The sequence below is a fragment of the Nostoc sp. genome, assembly GCF_036917465.1.
Classification (GTDB): Bacteria; Cyanobacteriota; Cyanobacteriia; order Cyanobacteriales; family Nostocaceae; genus Nostoc.
In genome coordinates this window covers 98,189-114,019 of sequence record NZ_JBALDL010000041.1, presented here as the reverse complement: position 1 = coordinate 114,019, position 15,831 = coordinate 98,189, and the positions used below count along the sequence as shown (strand labels likewise).

General features: G+C 41.1%; 21 protein-coding genes and 1 pseudogene. 10 read left to right on the top strand and 12 right to left on the bottom strand.

Features of this window, described 5'->3' with window-relative positions:
- Window positions 1-92: 92 nt before the first annotated feature.
- The 8 genes from V7K38_RS08375 to aroA all read right to left on the bottom strand — a co-directional run bounded on the left by V7K38_RS08375 (window position 93) and on the right by aroA (window position 7,275).
- The gene (locus tag V7K38_RS08375) at window positions 93-275 is read right to left on the bottom strand and encodes a high light inducible protein (protein WP_334856957.1); all 183 of its coding nucleotides are present in this window, start codon (window positions 273-275) and stop codon (window positions 93-95) included.
- A 625-nt stretch (window positions 276-900) separates the two neighbouring features.
- A complete protein-coding gene (locus V7K38_RS08370) occupies window positions 901-1,392 on the bottom strand; it encodes a hypothetical protein (RefSeq protein ID WP_334856955.1) in 492 nt (163 codons plus the stop codon).
- 2 nt (window positions 1,393-1,394) lie between these two features.
- Window positions 1,395-2,369: a hypothetical protein gene (locus V7K38_RS08365; protein WP_334856953.1), complete on the bottom strand. Its 975-nt coding sequence runs from the start codon at window positions 2,367-2,369 to the stop codon at window positions 1,395-1,397.
- 151 nt (window positions 2,370-2,520) lie between these two features.
- Window positions 2,521-2,736: a hypothetical protein gene (locus V7K38_RS08360; protein WP_334856951.1), complete on the bottom strand. Its 216-nt coding sequence runs from the start codon at window positions 2,734-2,736 to the stop codon at window positions 2,521-2,523.
- 42 nt (window positions 2,737-2,778) lie between these two features.
- Entirely contained in the window at window positions 2,779-2,952 is a 174-nt protein-coding gene (locus tag V7K38_RS08355; protein ID WP_334856949.1) for a hypothetical protein, read from the bottom strand.
- A 154-nt stretch (window positions 2,953-3,106) separates the two neighbouring features.
- Entirely contained in the window at window positions 3,107-4,699 is a 1,593-nt protein-coding gene (locus V7K38_RS08350; protein WP_334856947.1) for an alkaline phosphatase D family protein, read from the bottom strand.
- 226 nt (window positions 4,700-4,925) lie between these two features.
- Window positions 4,926-5,474 carry a PEP-CTERM sorting domain-containing protein gene (locus V7K38_RS08345; protein ID WP_334856946.1) on the bottom strand — a complete coding sequence of 183 codons (549 nt, stop codon included), beginning with the start codon at window positions 5,472-5,474 and terminating at the stop codon, window positions 4,926-4,928.
- Window positions 5,475-5,994: 520 nt separating this feature from the next.
- On the bottom strand, window positions 5,995-7,275 hold the full coding sequence (gene aroA, locus V7K38_RS08340; protein WP_334856945.1) for a 3-phosphoshikimate 1-carboxyvinyltransferase: 1,281 nt from the start codon (window positions 7,273-7,275) through the stop codon (window positions 5,995-5,997).
- 402 nt (window positions 7,276-7,677) lie between these two features.
- Here aroA and V7K38_RS08335 point away from each other — a divergent pair, with 402 nt between their 5' ends.
- The 8 genes and pseudogenes from V7K38_RS08335 (at window position 7,678) to V7K38_RS08300 (ending at window position 11,951) form a co-directional block, all read left to right on the top strand.
- Window positions 7,678-7,986 (top strand): hypothetical protein, encoded by a 309-nt coding sequence (locus V7K38_RS08335; RefSeq protein WP_334856944.1) that lies wholly within the window; start codon window positions 7,678-7,680, stop codon window positions 7,984-7,986.
- A gap of 201 nt (window positions 7,987-8,187) precedes the next feature.
- Window positions 8,188-8,286: pseudogene (locus tag V7K38_RS08330) on the top strand (Uma2 family endonuclease); the annotation flags it as partial.
- A 315-nt stretch (window positions 8,287-8,601) separates the two neighbouring features.
- Window positions 8,602-9,462, top strand: a complete 861-nt coding sequence (locus V7K38_RS08325) for a caspase family protein (protein ID WP_334856942.1) — start codon at window positions 8,602-8,604, stop codon at window positions 9,460-9,462.
- A gap of 152 nt (window positions 9,463-9,614) precedes the next feature.
- The gene (locus V7K38_RS08320) at window positions 9,615-9,839 is read left to right on the top strand and encodes a ribbon-helix-helix domain-containing protein (RefSeq protein ID WP_334856940.1); all 225 of its coding nucleotides are present in this window, start codon (window positions 9,615-9,617) and stop codon (window positions 9,837-9,839) included.
- Window positions 9,826-10,164, top strand: a complete 339-nt coding sequence (locus tag V7K38_RS08315) for a type II toxin-antitoxin system PemK/MazF family toxin (protein ID WP_334856939.1) — start codon at window positions 9,826-9,828, stop codon at window positions 10,162-10,164. The genes V7K38_RS08320 and V7K38_RS08315 overlap by 14 nt, the downstream gene beginning before the upstream one ends.
- A 50-nt stretch (window positions 10,165-10,214) precedes the next feature.
- A complete protein-coding gene (locus V7K38_RS08310; RefSeq protein WP_334856937.1) occupies window positions 10,215-10,451 on the top strand; it encodes a hypothetical protein in 237 nt (78 codons plus the stop codon).
- Between the two features lie 4 nt (window positions 10,452-10,455).
- A complete protein-coding gene (locus V7K38_RS08305; RefSeq protein ID WP_334856936.1) occupies window positions 10,456-10,887 on the top strand; it encodes a DUF3368 domain-containing protein in 432 nt (143 codons plus the stop codon).
- 176 nt (window positions 10,888-11,063) lie between these two features.
- A complete protein-coding gene (locus V7K38_RS08300) occupies window positions 11,064-11,951 on the top strand; it encodes a carbohydrate ABC transporter permease (RefSeq protein ID WP_334856934.1) in 888 nt (295 codons plus the stop codon).
- A 94-nt stretch (window positions 11,952-12,045) separates the two neighbouring features.
- Here V7K38_RS08300 and V7K38_RS08295 read toward each other — a convergent pair whose 3' ends face one another.
- Window positions 12,046-12,612, bottom strand: coding sequence for a thermonuclease family protein (locus V7K38_RS08295; protein WP_334856932.1), 567 nt, complete (start codon window positions 12,610-12,612; stop codon window positions 12,046-12,048).
- Window positions 12,613-12,842: 230 nt separating this feature from the next.
- Between V7K38_RS08295 and V7K38_RS08290 the strand changes: the two genes are divergently transcribed.
- Both V7K38_RS08290 and V7K38_RS08285 read left to right on the top strand, forming a co-directional pair.
- Entirely contained in the window at window positions 12,843-13,589 is a 747-nt protein-coding gene (locus V7K38_RS08290; RefSeq protein ID WP_334856930.1) for a ferritin-like domain-containing protein, read from the top strand.
- 116 nt (window positions 13,590-13,705) lie between these two features.
- On the top strand, window positions 13,706-14,053 hold the full coding sequence (locus tag V7K38_RS08285) for a winged helix-turn-helix transcriptional regulator (RefSeq protein ID WP_334856929.1): 348 nt from the start codon (window positions 13,706-13,708) through the stop codon (window positions 14,051-14,053).
- Between the two features lie 40 nt (window positions 14,054-14,093).
- Here V7K38_RS08285 and V7K38_RS08280 read toward each other — a convergent pair whose 3' ends face one another.
- Genes V7K38_RS08280 through V7K38_RS08270 form a run of 3 tightly spaced genes read right to left on the bottom strand, consistent with a single transcriptional unit; the run spans window position 14,094 to window position 15,782 of the window.
- Window positions 14,094-14,489 carry a salt stress protein, Slr1339 family gene (locus V7K38_RS08280; RefSeq protein ID WP_334856927.1) on the bottom strand — a complete coding sequence of 132 codons (396 nt, stop codon included), beginning with the start codon at window positions 14,487-14,489 and terminating at the stop codon, window positions 14,094-14,096.
- Window positions 14,490-14,515: 26 nt separating this feature from the next.
- On the bottom strand, window positions 14,516-15,121 hold the full coding sequence (locus V7K38_RS08275) for a vWA domain-containing protein (RefSeq protein ID WP_334856926.1): 606 nt from the start codon (window positions 15,119-15,121) through the stop codon (window positions 14,516-14,518).
- A 55-nt stretch (window positions 15,122-15,176) separates the two neighbouring features.
- A complete protein-coding gene (locus V7K38_RS08270) occupies window positions 15,177-15,782 on the bottom strand; it encodes a vWA domain-containing protein (protein ID WP_334856925.1) in 606 nt (201 codons plus the stop codon).
- Window positions 15,783-15,831: the final 49 nt, after the last annotated feature.

Sequence of the window (15,831 nt, the reverse complement as noted above, 5' to 3'; positions counted from 1 at the left end):
GAAACAAGGGGCAAAATCCCCTTGTTTGAAACCTGCCAAGACAAGTAAAGTCTCGGATAGACGCAGTTTCTAACCGTCTATTTCACGTTAACTTAAAGGATGCCCCAAAAATGGAGTAAACCTTGACCAGAAAAAGCTTCAATCAAAACCGCAGATAGAAAACCAATCATTGCAAGCCGACCATTCCAATTTTCACTCTGAGGAGTGAAGCCAAAACGTACTGCATTAGGATCTTCTGAAACAATAGGCGTAGTAGGATTCTTAAAACCTGTCATAAGTAAAACTCCAAAGTTCAATTTTTGTAGCAGTTGTAACTGTCTGTAAAGTAATGTAACAGATATTTAAAAAAATGCAACATTCACTGAATAAAAAAAAGCTGAAAATAATACGCTCCTAAAGACGCGATAAATCGCCGTCTTTACAATAATCAGTCCTTTGTAGAGACGGCGATTTATCGCGTCTCTTACCTTAACCGAACAGTATTGACTTCACTACGACTTTCTCTCCCCCTGCTCCCTGCTCTTAAAGCAATGTCCTTTGCACCAATAAACCTATCCAATTCTTATTGCCCTAAATTGCTTCGCAGCTTGGGGATGTCACGATGCGGGGGAATACCAACGAATCATCGTTGTACCGTGACCTAAATTAATATCAAAAATATCAAAAGCGATCGCGATTCATTCCGGCTACCATCGCATTAAGTGCGGCTTTGCGATCGGTATCTATCCGAGACATAATATTTTCTTTGCTCATCGTCTTGTAGAAGTTGTATTGCAATACAACATAATATCGCTATTTTCTCAGAGCGCTTGTAGCTTGTAAGCGTTACACTACATAAAAAAAGCCTGCCAACGCAAGCTTTTTAAAAAATTTTGGCAGGGCGATCGCGCTGTTATCAAATTAAAATTTCCATTCGTGATTTGGATCATCTAGGGCGGCGCGAACAGAAGCTAAGTTAGCAAGGTCTTTGAAAGGGCTTGATTTAGCTATTTCTGTAATTGAATTTAAGGTAAGGGCTAGTTGGTCATTATTGCCGGCTGCGATCGCATGATCAACGACAGCAAACAAAGCGCGAAAGTTTTCTGCACGTTCATCAAAAGAGCGATCTAGATACGCCATCAGCAACTCTCGCTGGGCGTTAATCTTGGTGATTGTTTCTTTTTCCCAAGCTTCAATTTCTCGTCTCTTTGTCTGTTCTTGTTCGGCAATTATCTTATATTCAGTATAGGCTGAAGAAAGTATATCAACACATTGTGTTTTTTCTAAAGCTGCTATCTCACGCCTTTTAGTCCGTTCTTGCTCTCCAATTTGCTTGCAACTGGAAACAATGCTTACTAACGATTTTGTGGCGTTAACCGCAGTAGATATTGTACCGATACTTGGTAAAACCATTGCTAAATACCTCCCAGGGTTTTGTATTTAGCTTGGATGGTTAAAGTAGCAGGGTTTAATATTCCTTCATTATCTAAAATAGGAATTTTCATAATTTCTGCAAGTGCTTTAACTAAAAGTGCGACCTCTTGAAATTTGCTAGCATCGCGATCGCGATTAAAAGGTTGGGCTTCAAGATCCTGAAGTGCAGATTTAGCACGGTTGTTTAAATTACACAATAAATTAGCCAGTTCCACTGTTCGCCGTTTAACCTGTAATAGAAAATCTTGAGCTGCTTCAATATTGGCAATCTCTATGTTTACCCTAGCTTCGTACTCCCGCGCTTTAGTTAAAGCTTCCTCACCCTTACCAGCAAGTTGAAAACCCCCAACCATCAACGCCGGACCGAGTGTAATACCTCCCAATACAGCACCACCAACCGCCATACTGGTACCACCACCTAACCAAGTTATGGCTCCAGTCCAAGCCGCAGCACCACCAAGTTGTGAGATAGCAGCTTCAGTAGCCCACAATCCAAAGAACTTGGAAACTTGAACTGTACCTATACTCCTTGCTAAGGTAATTGCACCAGAACCTGCTGCTGAGGCTGCAACGGCTGCTGACACTCCACCTTTCACCCACTGTTCAGCTTTGATAACTTCTGTTTTGTACTCCTGAATTTGCTGAGTAGAGATTTCTAATCCAGCTACAATGTCCAGATTGTTTTGGGAACCTCGCTGACCAATTCTTTCAATAAAAGCTATAAAGTTTGAAATTGTACCCTGCTTGATACGAAGCTGCATTTGGCCATAGACTTCTGCTGATTGATTGGTAATTTCCCAGGCTGCTTTTAAGTTTTGTAAGCTACTTTCGTATTTTTGTTGAGCCTCTTGACCAATTTCCTTTGCCTGATTCATATTGCCAATGCCTTTAGCACCTTTCACTGCTCCGAAGGCTCCAGTAGCCAAAGCCGCAGCACCCAAAATCAGTGGAATCATGAAATACTCCTGATTATGATTAGTATTTTGTTAGTACTCGCCTACGGGTTTAACATCAAAAGAAGGCATCACCTTATACTTATTGTTCCCGCAGATACTAACTAATGAACATTCAGAAGGTATAAATTTGAGACTGCGATCAATGCAGTTGTCAATCCTTTTCGTGTTGAGTGCGATCGCTGTGGGAGGCTAACACCTCAATGCAATGGACAAGCGATCGCACTGGACTTGAGGCTAAAATATTAGCCACAGTCTTGTCGAGATGATTGTCAATGAAAATTAAAGCAGTATATGTAGGGTGTGTTAGGCGTAAGCCGTAACGCACCAAAAGCTTTGGGGGAGGTGCGTTACGGCTTACGCCTAACACACCCTACGTGTATTTCAATAATCAAACAGGAGTCCTATAGGTTCAGTCAGTATGTAGTAAGGTCTTGTTAGACTTAATCACACCTTGATTAGAAATACTGTACATCGATTTTGCAGTGCGATCGCATTCATCTGAGAAATTTTTATCGCCATCTGTCAAGCTGTTGGTCGCTGATTTATCCAATGCAGACTTAGAATCTATTGCAGATATCCCCACACCTTACCTAGACTGCAATGAATTTTCAGCAACGCCAGGGAGAAAAATATGGCGGCTGTAAGTGCGATTATTAATAGATAGAAACAGATAAACACTAATGATTTACCTGTTTCTATCTGTGATTGTCTGGTTTCAATACCTGGGAATTAAACCATTAGACTTGTTGTATTCCTGGACGGCCGTCTTCAACCACAAATGAAGCTCGTTTACTAATTGTGCCAGATGGGGTTGTCACATTTGACAAAACCAAATAGTCTGTCTTGCAGGTTGTGGAAGTCAGCCCACAGCGAACATACCCCCGTTGACTGTTGAAGAACTTAATGTGTGGGTTTTCAGGTAAGTAAGCTTGAACACTTGCGCTGGTATCTGCCCCATCTCCACCGGAGGTTATTGAGGTACAGACGAATTCACTCCCGACTATAGCAGATTCTGGGTTATTAAAGTCAGCCTTTAAATTTATTGCCCAGTTGGAATGAATATCGCCTGATAAGACTACTGGATTAGATGGTTTACGCTGTTCTAAGAAACGCATGAGGCGATCGCGCGAAGCCACATAACCATCCCACTTATCCATGCTGTAGGTTTCGCCAGCCCCTGCTTTTGTGTCTATCTGAGCAACTACAACTTGCTGCGCCAAAACGTTCCACTTAGCCTGTGAGCGATCTAAACCATCATATAGCCAATCCTCCTGACGCTTACCAGTAATGGTTCCATTGGGATCTTCTCCACAAGGACGTTGTTTAGTGCCATCACCACAGGGCTGATCGGTGCGATATTGGCGGGTATCTAAGACATGGAAGGTGGCTAAGTTACCAAAGGAGAGCCGACGGTAAAGTTGCATATCAGGGCCAACGGGACGCGAGAAGGGGCGCAGTGGCATGTGTTCGTAGTAAGCCTGATAAGCAGCAGCCCGCCGTTGGAGGAAAATTGCCGGATCTTGATCTGGTTCAGTATCAATTTCTGAAATATCGTTGGCGTAGTTGTTTTCTACTTCGTGGTCATCCCAGGTAACAATCCAAGGAAATGCTGCATGGGCTGCTTGCAGATTGGTATCAGTTTTATAAAGGGCGTGACGGTTGCGGTAATCTTTTAAAGTCAAAATTTCTGCACTGTTGTGCTTTCTGGGGCTAGTGGTTGAGGTTGAGATCCCGCCTTCATAGATGTAATCGCCAACATGCACTACTAAATCGAGGTCATCTTGAGCTAAATATTTGTAAGCAGTAAAGTACCCCTGCTCATAGTGTTGGCAAGAAACAAGGGCAAAGTTTAATTTGTTCAAGTAGCCACCTGCTAAAGGCGCTGTACGAGTGCGACCAATAGGGCTAGCATCTTGACCAACAAGAAAGCGATACCAGTACAAAGTATTAGATTGCAATCCTTCTACTACAACTCGCACTGAGTGAGCTAATTCTGGGGTCGCAAGTACCGTACCTCTAGAGACAATACGCCTCATATCAGAATCAGTTGCTACTTCCCAGCGAATTGGGACATTCACAGATGGCATTCCACCTCCCTCTAAGGGTTCAGGTGCGAGACGAGTCCAAATCACTACGCTGGTGGAATCGGGATCGCCTGATGCGACACCTAAGGTAAAAGGATAATTGGAAAATCTGCTTGTAGCGATCGCTGTTTGATGAGAAAATTGACCAGCGATCGCTAAACCAGACAATGCCCCTGCGCCGATAATTAAGTTGCGTCGTTTCATTCGACTATGCAGGAACTGCTCAAAATTCCGGTAATCTACCATTTTCCTCTCCTGAGTAACAGGTAAGTTAAAGCACAGCAACAGCTAACACAAAGAAGGCAAGGTAATCGTAGGCAAGCTTCATAATTAATTCCCTTACCAAAATCAGGTTTTAATTCCCAATTTTTCTCTTAGGGTCAATGTGTTAGATGCCATGTTTCTACAGAAAAGCCTACTAGTAATAGATTAATTTTTGGCAAAGAAAGCGTTAATATCAACTTAATTAAAGTTAGACTTTAACCTTTTTAATTGATGCTAATCTTCTCTTCATCATCAAACCCAGGCTACAAGCAAAGAGAGCGCCAACTAAAGGTGTAGATTCAGGTACTTGTCTATATGAAACTTTACCTGATATAGGTACAATATCTGAAGAGGTTCTAGAGAAAATTGTAAAATCTTCACCAATAATTTCGTAACTAAGATAACTGGCAGAATTAGATTTATCGTTGAACAGAGAATCTAATGCAAAAGATGTTTGTCCTGTTAAAGATGTGGTTTGAAATGAAACAGGAAAGTCTGGGTAGTTGACATCATCTTGTTCTGTGTAAACGGTAGAATCACTGTCAAATTGGAAAGACAGTGACTTAATCGTAGCTTCGGGAGTATAGCCACTCAAAGTTGAGTCGTCAAAGCTAAAAAAGCCATTTCCCTTAGTTGCAGAACTATCAACTGTGAAAGCGTAATTATTAATTGCGGCAGATACAGATTTAGCATCTACAATAGCAAAACCTAGAGCTAGGCTAGCAGCAGCAAGCGCTAATTTTGAAACTATTTTCATCTCGATTTTCCTCACAATAAACTTCTGTAAGCAATGCACACTAAAAGGTATAGAAATAGTTTGTCTTTAACTTCCTTATTTCCCCAACAAGGATTTATCACTGATTAGAACAGTGATATAAATCAATGATTTCTCCCTTTTTAATAAAGAGAAATAAGCCTCCAACTAATTTTATACACCTTATATTAAAATCGTCAGTTTAAGCAGACTTTAATTAGAGGTAAAATCACATCAAATTTCAGTTTGGAATATCTAGCGCTGATCGTTTTGATGAAATAGACTTTTACCTCTCCCCCTAAAAGAAAAAAGGCTTGAATCTTACTCCCCAACGCTAGCTATTAAGGGGCTGGGGGTTAGGTCTATATTTGATGCAATTAAGAATATAAGATTATTGAATTCACCAAAAACGCTTTCAAATAAAAATCTTCGTTTGTAGTCAGCATTAAAATCCCAGATGTGGGGACTAAAGTCCCCACCACAAACTACTTGTTGTCGTCGCTACAGAATACTACTCAATCTCTTATTCTTCTAACATTTTGAAGAATCGAGTAAAGTAATCTGGAAAGGTTTTCGCTGTACAGCCAGGATCTTTAATTACAATTCCTGGAACCTTCAAGCCAGTGACAGCAAAAGCCATTGCCATGCGATGATCGTGATAGGTTTCAATCTCTGCCGGGGTAATGGGGCCAGGCTCAATTTTCAGTCTATCGGGGAATTCTTCAACCTTAACTCCTAGGCGACGCAACTCTGTCACCACAGCTCGAATTCGGTCGGTTTCCTTATATCGAATATGTTCCACATTACGAATAGTAATTGGTGAACTGGCAAAGGGCGCGATCGCACCTAATGTTTGCACCAAATCTGATATATCATTCATATCAATATCGATGCCTTGTAATTGCTTCGGCCCAGTCACTTCGGTGTAATCATCCGTAGCCTTAATTTGGCAACCCATCTGTTCTAAAACATCTAGCCAGAGAATATCACCTTGACAGGATTGTTTCGTCAAATGTTTGACGCGCACCCGTCCACCTGTGACGGCGGCGGCGGCAAAAAAGTAAGAAGCATTTGACGCATCGGGTTCTACTGTATAATTTCGAGCTTGGTAACGTTGACCTGCTTTAATTTGAAATTGATTATTGCTGATTTGATTCACCTCTACGCCAAAATCTGCCATTAAACGACAGGTCATCTTAACGTAAGATTGAGAAACTAATGTTCCTTCAACTTCAATGCTCGTATCTTTTTGAGCATAAGGTGCAATCATCAGCAATGCCGAAAGCTGCTGACTTGTTTGGTTCGCTTTCAAACTAAAATTTCCGCCAGCGAATCCTTGACTATAGACGGTGTAGGGCATAAACCCGGAGTTTCCCTCAAAGTTAACGGTTGCTCCTCCCGTTTGCAGCACCGTCAACATGTCACCCATCGGTCGTTCTCGCATCCTGGGAACGCCATCTAGACGGTATTCACCGTTACCCAGTGCTACCAGCGCCGAAATAAACCGTGCTGCTGTACCTGCCAAACCGACAAATAAATCTGCCTGTTTAGCGGGAATCTCACCTCCTCTTCCCGCCACTTGGATTTGTGCTTGATGAGGATTCAAAGTAATGGGAATGCCTAATTGCTCTACGCATTTGACAAAATATTCGCTGTCTTCACTAAATAAGGCATTTTCTAAAATTGAGTCACCTTGCGCCAAAGCCGCGACAAGCAATGCCCGATTGGTAAGACTTTTAGAACCGGGAATTTCTACCGTGGCATCCACTGGCCGATCTAGAGCAGGAATTGCAATGGTATCCACGTTAAACCTCCAAGTAGGCGGTTAGCTACAACTTCTTTATATATTGCCATATTGTCAAGCAATTTAGATTTGAGATTTGAGATTTCATCACAGGAGCAGTGAAAAATAACCAATCCCCAATTCCCAATTGCAAGATAACTCCATCTCGCCTAATTTAATGCGAGACAAGGTGGTATTAATAAGTTCAACCGAAAAAGTAGGTAATTGAGCTTTTTTTCAAATAGTAACAATTGTTGCCGATCTAACCAAGCGATCGCGGTAAGATTTTGGACTTAAGCCCCAGCTAACTCTAACAAATACTTAATAATTTGTAATTAATGGTAGAGAGTAAATAATTTTACTTTTGGGTATACAAAATATAATTCCTTGTCAAACAGAAATTCAATTACATCCGAAAGAGAAATGACGAACGTAAATAAGTTTCAAAGACTAGTAGAACTTGCAAATGAATATGGCATTATTTGCCAGCCAACACCAGAAGAATGCTTGATTGCATCCTTACCTGGAGACGATGATTTTTTATTAGCTTTTACTTGGTCTGGCGCAGTTGAAGGAGAGCCGCTAGAGCATGAATTAATCGCAATTAGTGTACAGGATATAGTCAAAGAAGTTACCGTTGCAGCTTGGCAGATTCCTTTTTATTTATTCGGAAACGTTTTAAGACAAGCTCAGATGCTTGTTGCTGCCCACAAAGATTTTGTTAGCAGCTAGCAAATAAGTTTTAGCTAAAAACTATATCCCTGTTTACTGTGGTAGGGATTTTTAGTACATTGGACATGAGGGAAGGTGTACCTGATTATAATGCGATCGCCCGGTTGGAAAAACAAGCCTCATAAGCTGTTGCCAGACATCGCAGGCAACACCATCCGTAACTGCTACCTTAAACTTAATGTCACCCCAAAACTTGCAGTCATGTCCGCCGCTCAAGATTTTGAACTCCCAAAAGATGTAATATTTCCTCCAGGAGACTTATATAGTGACGAACCGCCCTTGGAAAGTGAATTACATCTAACGCTCTTTTATTACTCTGAAAAAATAAAATATTTGTAGGTTGGGTTGAACAAAGTGAAACCCAACAAAATCAAAGATTATTGGTGTTGGGTTTCGTTCCTCAACCCAACCTACGCCTAGATTTATAAAAACTAATTACAACACAGGTTTCTAATTTTTATAAGATGATTTGCTGCTGCTGTACTTTTCGGGACATGGCATTAAAGACGATCGCGGCAGGCTGTATCTGGCGACTCGCAACACCAGTAAAACGCAGCAGGGCGAATTGATTCGCTCAACGTCGGTGTCTGCCAACTTCATTCACGATCGCATCGCATGAGCGAAAGCCGCTCCCGGCGGCAGGTGGTTATCCTAGATAGCTGCTTTAGTGGCGCGTTTGCTGAGGGAATGTCTGCCAAAGATGTCGGCACAATTGACATCCGCGAGCAACTGGGCGGTGAAGGACGAGCCGTATTGACTTCTTCTACTTCAACTCAATATTCCTTTGAAGAAAAGGGGCAAGATTTATCAATTTACACTCGTTTTTTGGTTGAAGGTATTAAGTCAGGAGAAGCCGATCCCGATCGCGATGAGTTTATCTCCATCGATGAACTCCATGAATACGCTAGTCAAAAGGTACGAAAAGTTCAGCCTGCGATGAAGCCGGAAATCTATGCAATTCGAGAAGGCTTTAAAATTCGACTGACAAAGGTGGCTCAGGGTGATCCGAGACAGCGATACCGTAAGGAGGTAGCGCGATTTATTCATCGAGGCGAAATTTCCTTTGTTGGTCGTCGTACATTAGATGTATTGAAAACTCGCTTGGGATTGGAGACAACTGAAGCTAAGGCGATCGAAGATGGGGTGTTAGAACCGTACCGCAAGGACTTTGGCGAAAAACTCCAGCAGTATCAGCAAGTGTTCACCGAGCTACTTGAACGGGACGAGACGATTACAGATAGCGATCGCCACGATCTGCAAAATCTCCAACAAATTTTGGGGCTGCGGAATGAGGACACGATGCCGATTGAAGCATTAGTGACTGCACAGTTTAAGACACATCGGCAAAACCTGCAAACATATCAGCAAGCGTTTACAACGGCACTGCGACAGGAGTTTCCTTTGAGTATGGCCAGCCGCGATCGCTTACGGCAAACCCAGCAGCAATTACATTTTGAGGGTAGCGGAACGATCTAATTTTTTTCAAAAAACAGATTGGCTCAAATTAGGATTAGGTTTAAGTAAAGACTCCAACTAGAGATAATTATGAACCAAGAGCTTACCCAAGCGATCGCTTTAGTAAGCTAGAATATTAGTAAGAATTATTTTTGCTACTAATTGGTAGGAATATGAATGTAGAAAAACTCTCTATTTCCTTGTCACCATCTTTAGTGGAGTTTGTCGAAAACTACAAGCGAAATAAAGGATGTAAATCTCGTTCTCAAGTAATTGAAGAAGCATTAAAATTGCTGCGAAACCGAGAATTAGAGGCAGCTTACCGAGAAGCATCTGCTGAAGTTGATAACGATTGGGATGTGACAGTGGCAGATGGTTTAACAGATGAAACGTGGTGATATTTATTACGCAAATCTTAGTCCGGTGATGGGTTCAGAAATGGGTAAACGTCGCCCCGTGCTAATTGTCAGTAATAATATAAGTAATATTGCTGCTACAACCGTGACAATTTTACCGCTTACTTCTAATGTTAATCGTGTTTATCCCTTTGAAGTTTTGCTTAATCCAGAGATTAGTGGTTTAACAAAGCCTTCTAAAGTACAAGCGCAGCAAGTGCGAACAATCTCTAAGCAACGAATTACTGGTGAAGTATTAGGTAGTTTAAATGAAGAGATGATGGTACTAATTGATGCGGCGTTAAAATTGCATCTGGAATTGGTTTGAGTTTGCAGAAAAATAGCGATGTTTAAGTAAAGACCAAACTAGAAATAATTATGAACCAAGAGCTTACCCAAGCGATCGCCTTAGAAGTTCAGCTATTCCACAGCATCGAGCAGAAAGAAAATTTTCTCTTTTTACTTGGTGCTTTACTTGCTAAACTAATCAGTCTTCAAAAAGCCGCAGAAGTTCTGCAACTGGAACCAGCAGAATTCCTCAAAATTTTAGACCTTATGGGGATTGAATTTTCTTACCTTTCTGAAGAAGATGTTGCTGTAGAAAAAAACTGGTAAATGAATGCAAATTGTTCTCAATTCATCACCACTGATTTTTCTGGCTAAACTAAGCTACCTGAATCAATTTATCGAATATCCTGATGATTTTTACATTCCTCAATCTGTTGCTGAGGAAATTAGTGCTAAGTCAGATCCAGCTAGCCAAACCATTCAAACGCTAATCAACACTCGTAGACTTCAAGTTCGCACATCTAGCCTTATAACCCTACTCAACAGCTTAAATCAACGATTGGGTAAAGGAGAATCGGAAGCGATCGCTTTAGGGATTGAGTTGAATGCAGATTATGTTTTGTTAGACGACTCGACAGCTAGAAGAGAAGCTAAAAGACTTGGTTTGAGTATCAAAGGAACATTAGCCGTTATCAAAAAGATAAGCAAAGATGGCAAAATTAGCATTGAGAGCCTAGATAGTTTTTACCAAAAGATTATTTAAATTGAGTTTAGAGTTAAGCGATCTTTATTTGATCAAATCTTTTCTGAAGAATAAAGAAAGAGTTTACCCAAGCGATCGCTCGCCTACGGCTGTAAACTACGCAAATGCCGGGAGAAACCAAGCTAAGGGTAAAATCAGGGCGGAGGATCGTAAACAGCTAAGAGGGAAAATTATAAATGCAAAAAAAAATATATAGTACTAAGTCGTGGTTGGATAATGATACATTAGCCGCCTGGACTTTTCTTACACCAGCACTAATTTTACTAGGCGTTTTTATCATTTGGCCGATCGCTTATTTGTTTTACCTCAGCTTTACTGCTGGTAGTTTCACCTTAAAAGGTACTTATTGGATAGGCTTAAAAAATTATTGGCGCTTGCTACTAGATCCCGACTTCTGGCAAGTTTTGGGTAATACCTTTTATTTTACTGTTGCCACGATTATTCCCAGTTTAGTTATTTCCTTGGCATTGGCAGTCCTATTAAACCGCTCCATTCCCTTGCGGGGCATCCTACGGAGTGCTTATTTCCTGCCTTCGATTATTTCACTTGTAGCAGCCGGTTTAGGATTTCGCTGGCTGTTTCAAACACCAGGGCCAGTTAACGGACTTTTAAATTTTTTTGGCATTCCAGATATACCCTGGCTAGGAGATACATTTTGGGCAATGCCAGTAATTATTTTAATGAGTATTTGGAAACAACTGGGTTTCAATATGGTAGTTTTTTTAGCAGGGTTGCAAGCAATTCCTCCCAGTCGTTATGAAGCAGCAGATTTAGATGGAGCAAATGCTTGGCAACAATTTTGGTATATTACTCTGCCTGGATTGCGCCCTACTGTGATATTTGCAATCATCACCACCGCGATTTTTACGTTGCGGAGTTTTGAGCAAGTTTTTGTGATGACTGGCGGTGGGCCACTGAATTCGACTAATTTGCTGGTTTACTACATTTATCAAGAGGCTTTTGGTCAATTCGATTTTGGTTATGCAGCAGCAGCAGCAACGGTATTACTAGCAGTGACGCTGGTATTAGTTTATTTGCAACTGCAAACTTGGAAAGATGAGTAAAGGAGGCAGAGAGAATTTTGGGAGTTGTTAAATTATCCCGCAAATATGCAATGCCAGAAAATGTAGTGTATTAAATTAGAAAAAACTAGAGTTTTTATTTCTTTGATAAAGTGCGATATTCCCAAGGATTGACAAATTTAGTGTCACTCCAAATACCAAGGCGTTGTTCCTTGGCTTGGGCTTCAGCTTGTTGAACTAAGTCTTTGCTAGGACACTTATTTAAATAAGGACGATACACTTTTGCCAATCCTTCTTGTAACAATACCTGCTGCACAAAAGTGCCATTTTGTAAACGAACTTCGGCAATTTTGCGTCCATAGCGATCGCTATCTGTGATATTCAAAGTCACGCGATCGCCTCCTTGTTGCACTAGTTGTTGTACCCGTTCTTGGGCTTTCGCACCCCAAGTAAATTGATTGCGATCGCTAGTGCGTTTACTCTGCTTTTCTTTGTTGGTATGAGCGATTTCTGGCGCATCTACACAAGCAAAGCGCACGCTAAAGTTTTTGCCATTGGTATCTTTAACTACTATAGTATCGCCATCACTGACTCGCTCAACCGGTTCTCCAGAATTACCAGTAAAGCGATCGCAGCCGATCAGACCCAAAATCATGATAGTTGCACAAAGCCAAAATCGCACTGGTTTAGTTAATTTCTCCATCCAAACTCACCTGCATTACCTCTGTGGGATGATATTAGCAAAATGACCAAATATATTTGTTAACCTTTGACATACTGCCACAAGCAATTGAAAATTAAAAACGGGGCGTTGGATATTTGCTGGATGATTTAGCAACTTCCAAAATTCCCCCTGCCCCCTCGTGGCAACCCAATAGAAAATACGGTTTAGTATAAGAATTGTAACCTTCCAATTAGCAGTGGCAATTTCTGATGAATTTCTTAACTCACATTCTGCATCTAGCTGGTTCAGGTGCTTTTGCCTATTACTCTGCTGCTCAAATTCGTGATTTAAAAACCCGTCCCAACATCCTTGCGGGGTTTTATTTCGCTGAATCTGGTTCTGTGCCGTTTTTATCTACACTTAGCGATCGCGCCGCAGCCGAAGGCGATACATGGCTAGCCGAAAAACTAGCAAAACATGCATCCGATGAAACTAGGCATGGTAAAATTTTTGCCCACGCTCTACAACAGTTGAATAAACAAGTTATCGATTTTAAGCGCCAACCCCAAACTACAACCACAAATAAATCACAACAGCAGCGTAGTCCCTTTTTCGCAGCATTCTTTGAAGGCTACACCCAAGAACAGCTAAAACCGGCTGTCATTGACTGGGATATATTTATGGCTAGCACATACATTCTTGAGTTAGATGCTAGTAAAGACTTTGCGCGAATGGCGAAAGTATTACCTGATAACGACGCAACCAGTCGGAACTTGAAGTTAGGAATGCTAAATATTGCTCAAGATGAAACTGGACATGCTGCTTATCTCTACGAAGCAATGATGCGACGGATGCCTGCTGCCAAAGTGGAAAAACTTGTAGATATGTGGCGAACCCGCAAAGTAAACGCCGTGTTAGCAATGGTTGGCGGTATCCTCCAGCGTAACGGTGAAACGCGATCGCTAGTCCAAGATAGTGCGCCGTCAGAAATCGATTCTGAGTTGATAGCTACGTAATTACAAGTATCGTTTGTTAAAGAAATCGAGAACATTCAACATCTGGCTTGAAAAGTAAAAGGTAATTAGCGGTACTATTCAGCAAACCTAAGTAAGATACTTCTTAAAAACTGACTATGAAAGCTGAAGCAGAAAACAATCTCAGGCTGACTTGTGAAGTAGAAACTACCCTAAAGGTAATTGGCGGACGCTGGAAAGTTTTGATTATTAGAGAATTAATGACTGGCGTAAAACGTTTTGGTGAGTTGCAACGGGCTTTACCTGGAGTGACGCAAAAGATGCTAACCCAACAACTTAGAGAAATGGAGCAAGATAGCATTATTCATCGAGAAGTTTATCCCCAAATTCCACCAAAGGTAGAATATTCACTAACCCCTTTAGGAGAAACTTTGCAACCAATTCTCTATGCTATGCATGAATGGGCTGTTGAACATTTAGCTTTAACAAATCACCATCAATACTGATTACAGGTAAATTGCATTAAAATGTGTCTTTATTTTGAATTTATTCGTTGTTTCTTAAATATTCAATCGCTGCCTCTAATTTAGAAGAGTAACTTTCAGCAAACCTCTCAAACCAAAGTCCTTCAGAAGAAAGCGGATCTACTTTGGCTAACCATTCTTTTGCCTGCACTTTCAAAGCCTCTAATTGTTTGGCTTTGAGTTTTTCTTGGCAAATTCGTTCTTGTTCTAATTCTTGCTGTTTTTTTAACTCAATAGCAGCATCCTCTTCTGCAAAATCAGCCTTAATTTCTGCCAAAAGGTTATCCATGAAAGATGCCGGCTTTGGCGATGATGGAATGAACGATTTAGCCGTGGTTGATTTTGACTGCTGCTGTTTTGGTTGCACTTCTTTATATTCACTTTGGAGTTCAGCTAACAGCTTATCAATGGAATCCATTTTTGCAATTCCTCTAAATGGTATAGCTAGTCATTAATGGCATTGAGTAGCACTTCTGATAAACTCATATCTTCCATATCTTCCATAGTAATGGTGTCACAGATATCAAACTTAGCACCAGCACTTTGAAGTTCATCATCTAAAACTTTTAGAAAGCGAGTAGCTTGTACATCTGTGCCGACTTGAATGAAGGAAATAGCTAATTCTTCATCTCGATCGATGCGGCGAGAAGCTTCAATAATTACCTTCATGACTGCTTTGCGATCGTCCGGTTCACCATCAGTAACCACTAAAATTGTTTCACCATTTGGCTTTGTTTGACCGGCCGCTTTGCGTTGTAAATAATCATCAGTTGCGTGTTTCAACACACCTGCTAAGTCGGTTGTACCAGAGGGGTCATTTTCTCGGAAAATTTGCGGTACTATGCTGGATGTAACATTTTCGTATCGCTTAAATTTACCAGAGAATACGTAGATAGTAATGCCATCGGGGTCAAATTGCTCACATTTGCTAGCTAAAGCTAAAGTAGATTCTTGTGCTGCAAACCATCTACTTCTACCACCTTTTTGATCTTGGGTTGCCATGCTGCCGCTTTTGTCGATAATTAAGGTATAGTCACGATTTTCTAGCATTATTCAATTCTCCAGTTAATAGTCAAGATTTAGCGAACTATGGGCAATTAACCCATTAGTCAGTTATTGCGTTTGTCAATACATCTACAAGGCTCATTTCTTCTAAGTCGTCTAAAGTAACCGTGTCGCAAATATCAAATTTAGCGCCAACACTTAGCAACTGATCGTCCAAAGCTTTGAGGAACTTAGTGGCTTGGGCATCTGAACCTACTTGAACGATGGAAATTCCTAATTCTTCATCACGCTCCATTTGGCGAGTAGCATGAATGATGACTTCAAATACAGCTTTGCGATCGTCTGGTTCGCCATCGGTAATAACTAAAATTGTCTCTCCGTTGGGCTTACTTTTACCGGCTGCTTTGCGTTGAAAGTAGTTATTGAGTGCATCCTGAAGTACACCTGCTAAGTTTGTCGTTCCAGCCGGGTCATTTTCAAGAAATATCTGTGCAACCTTGGCTGAGGTGACATCATCGTAGCGTTTAAATCTACCGGAAAACACATAAACAGTGATGCCATCAGGGTCAAACTGTTCAGCCTTTCTAGCCAAGGCGAGTGTAGACTCTTGAGCGATCTCCCATCTACTTCTACCACCCACTTGGTCGGGTGTGGACATACTACCACTTTTGTCAATGATTAATGTATAGTCGCGATCGCTCATCATAATTTTCCTCTAATTGTTACCTTGCAATTCTAGTCTAACTCCGTTTTTT

Bases quoted from the DNA above. Each gene is read 5' to 3' on its own strand.
- V7K38_RS08285 (WP_334856929.1), top strand. From the start codon at position 13,706: ATGAAAGCTGAAGCAGAAAACAATCTCAGGCTGACTTGTGAAGTAGAA.
- V7K38_RS08350 (WP_334856947.1), bottom strand. From the start codon at position 4,699: ATGGTAGATTACCGGAATTTTGAGCAGTTCCTGCATAGTCGAATGAAA.
- V7K38_RS08315 (WP_334856939.1), top strand. From the start codon at position 9,826: ATGAAACGTGGTGATATTTATTACGCAAATCTTAGTCCGGTGATGGGT.
- V7K38_RS08305 (WP_334856936.1), top strand. From the start codon at position 10,456: ATGCAAATTGTTCTCAATTCATCACCACTGATTTTTCTGGCTAAACTA.
- V7K38_RS08310 (WP_334856937.1), top strand. From the start codon at position 10,215: ATGAACCAAGAGCTTACCCAAGCGATCGCCTTAGAAGTTCAGCTATTC.
- V7K38_RS08365 (WP_334856953.1), bottom strand. From the start codon at position 2,369: ATGATTCCACTGATTTTGGGTGCTGCGGCTTTGGCTACTGGAGCCTTC.
- V7K38_RS08320 (WP_334856940.1), top strand. From the start codon at position 9,615: ATGAATGTAGAAAAACTCTCTATTTCCTTGTCACCATCTTTAGTGGAG.
- V7K38_RS08325 (WP_334856942.1), top strand. From the start codon at position 8,602: ATGAGCGAAAGCCGCTCCCGGCGGCAGGTGGTTATCCTAGATAGCTGC.
- V7K38_RS08300 (WP_334856934.1), top strand. From the start codon at position 11,064: ATGCAAAAAAAAATATATAGTACTAAGTCGTGGTTGGATAATGATACA.
- V7K38_RS08295 (WP_334856932.1), bottom strand. From the start codon at position 12,612: ATGGAGAAATTAACTAAACCAGTGCGATTTTGGCTTTGTGCAACTATC.
- V7K38_RS08270 (WP_334856925.1), bottom strand. From the start codon at position 15,782: ATGATGAGCGATCGCGACTATACATTAATCATTGACAAAAGTGGTAGT.
- V7K38_RS08375 (WP_334856957.1), bottom strand. From the start codon at position 275: ATGACAGGTTTTAAGAATCCTACTACGCCTATTGTTTCAGAAGATCCT.
- V7K38_RS08335 (WP_334856944.1), top strand. From the start codon at position 7,678: ATGACGAACGTAAATAAGTTTCAAAGACTAGTAGAACTTGCAAATGAA.
- V7K38_RS08280 (WP_334856927.1), bottom strand. From the start codon at position 14,489: ATGGATTCCATTGATAAGCTGTTAGCTGAACTCCAAAGTGAATATAAA.
- V7K38_RS08370 (WP_334856955.1), bottom strand. From the start codon at position 1,392: ATGGTTTTACCAAGTATCGGTACAATATCTACTGCGGTTAACGCCACA.
- V7K38_RS08290 (WP_334856930.1), top strand. From the start codon at position 12,843: ATGAATTTCTTAACTCACATTCTGCATCTAGCTGGTTCAGGTGCTTTT.
- V7K38_RS08345 (WP_334856946.1), bottom strand. From the start codon at position 5,474: ATGAAAATAGTTTCAAAATTAGCGCTTGCTGCTGCTAGCCTAGCTCTA.
- V7K38_RS08275 (WP_334856926.1), bottom strand. From the start codon at position 15,121: ATGCTAGAAAATCGTGACTATACCTTAATTATCGACAAAAGCGGCAGC.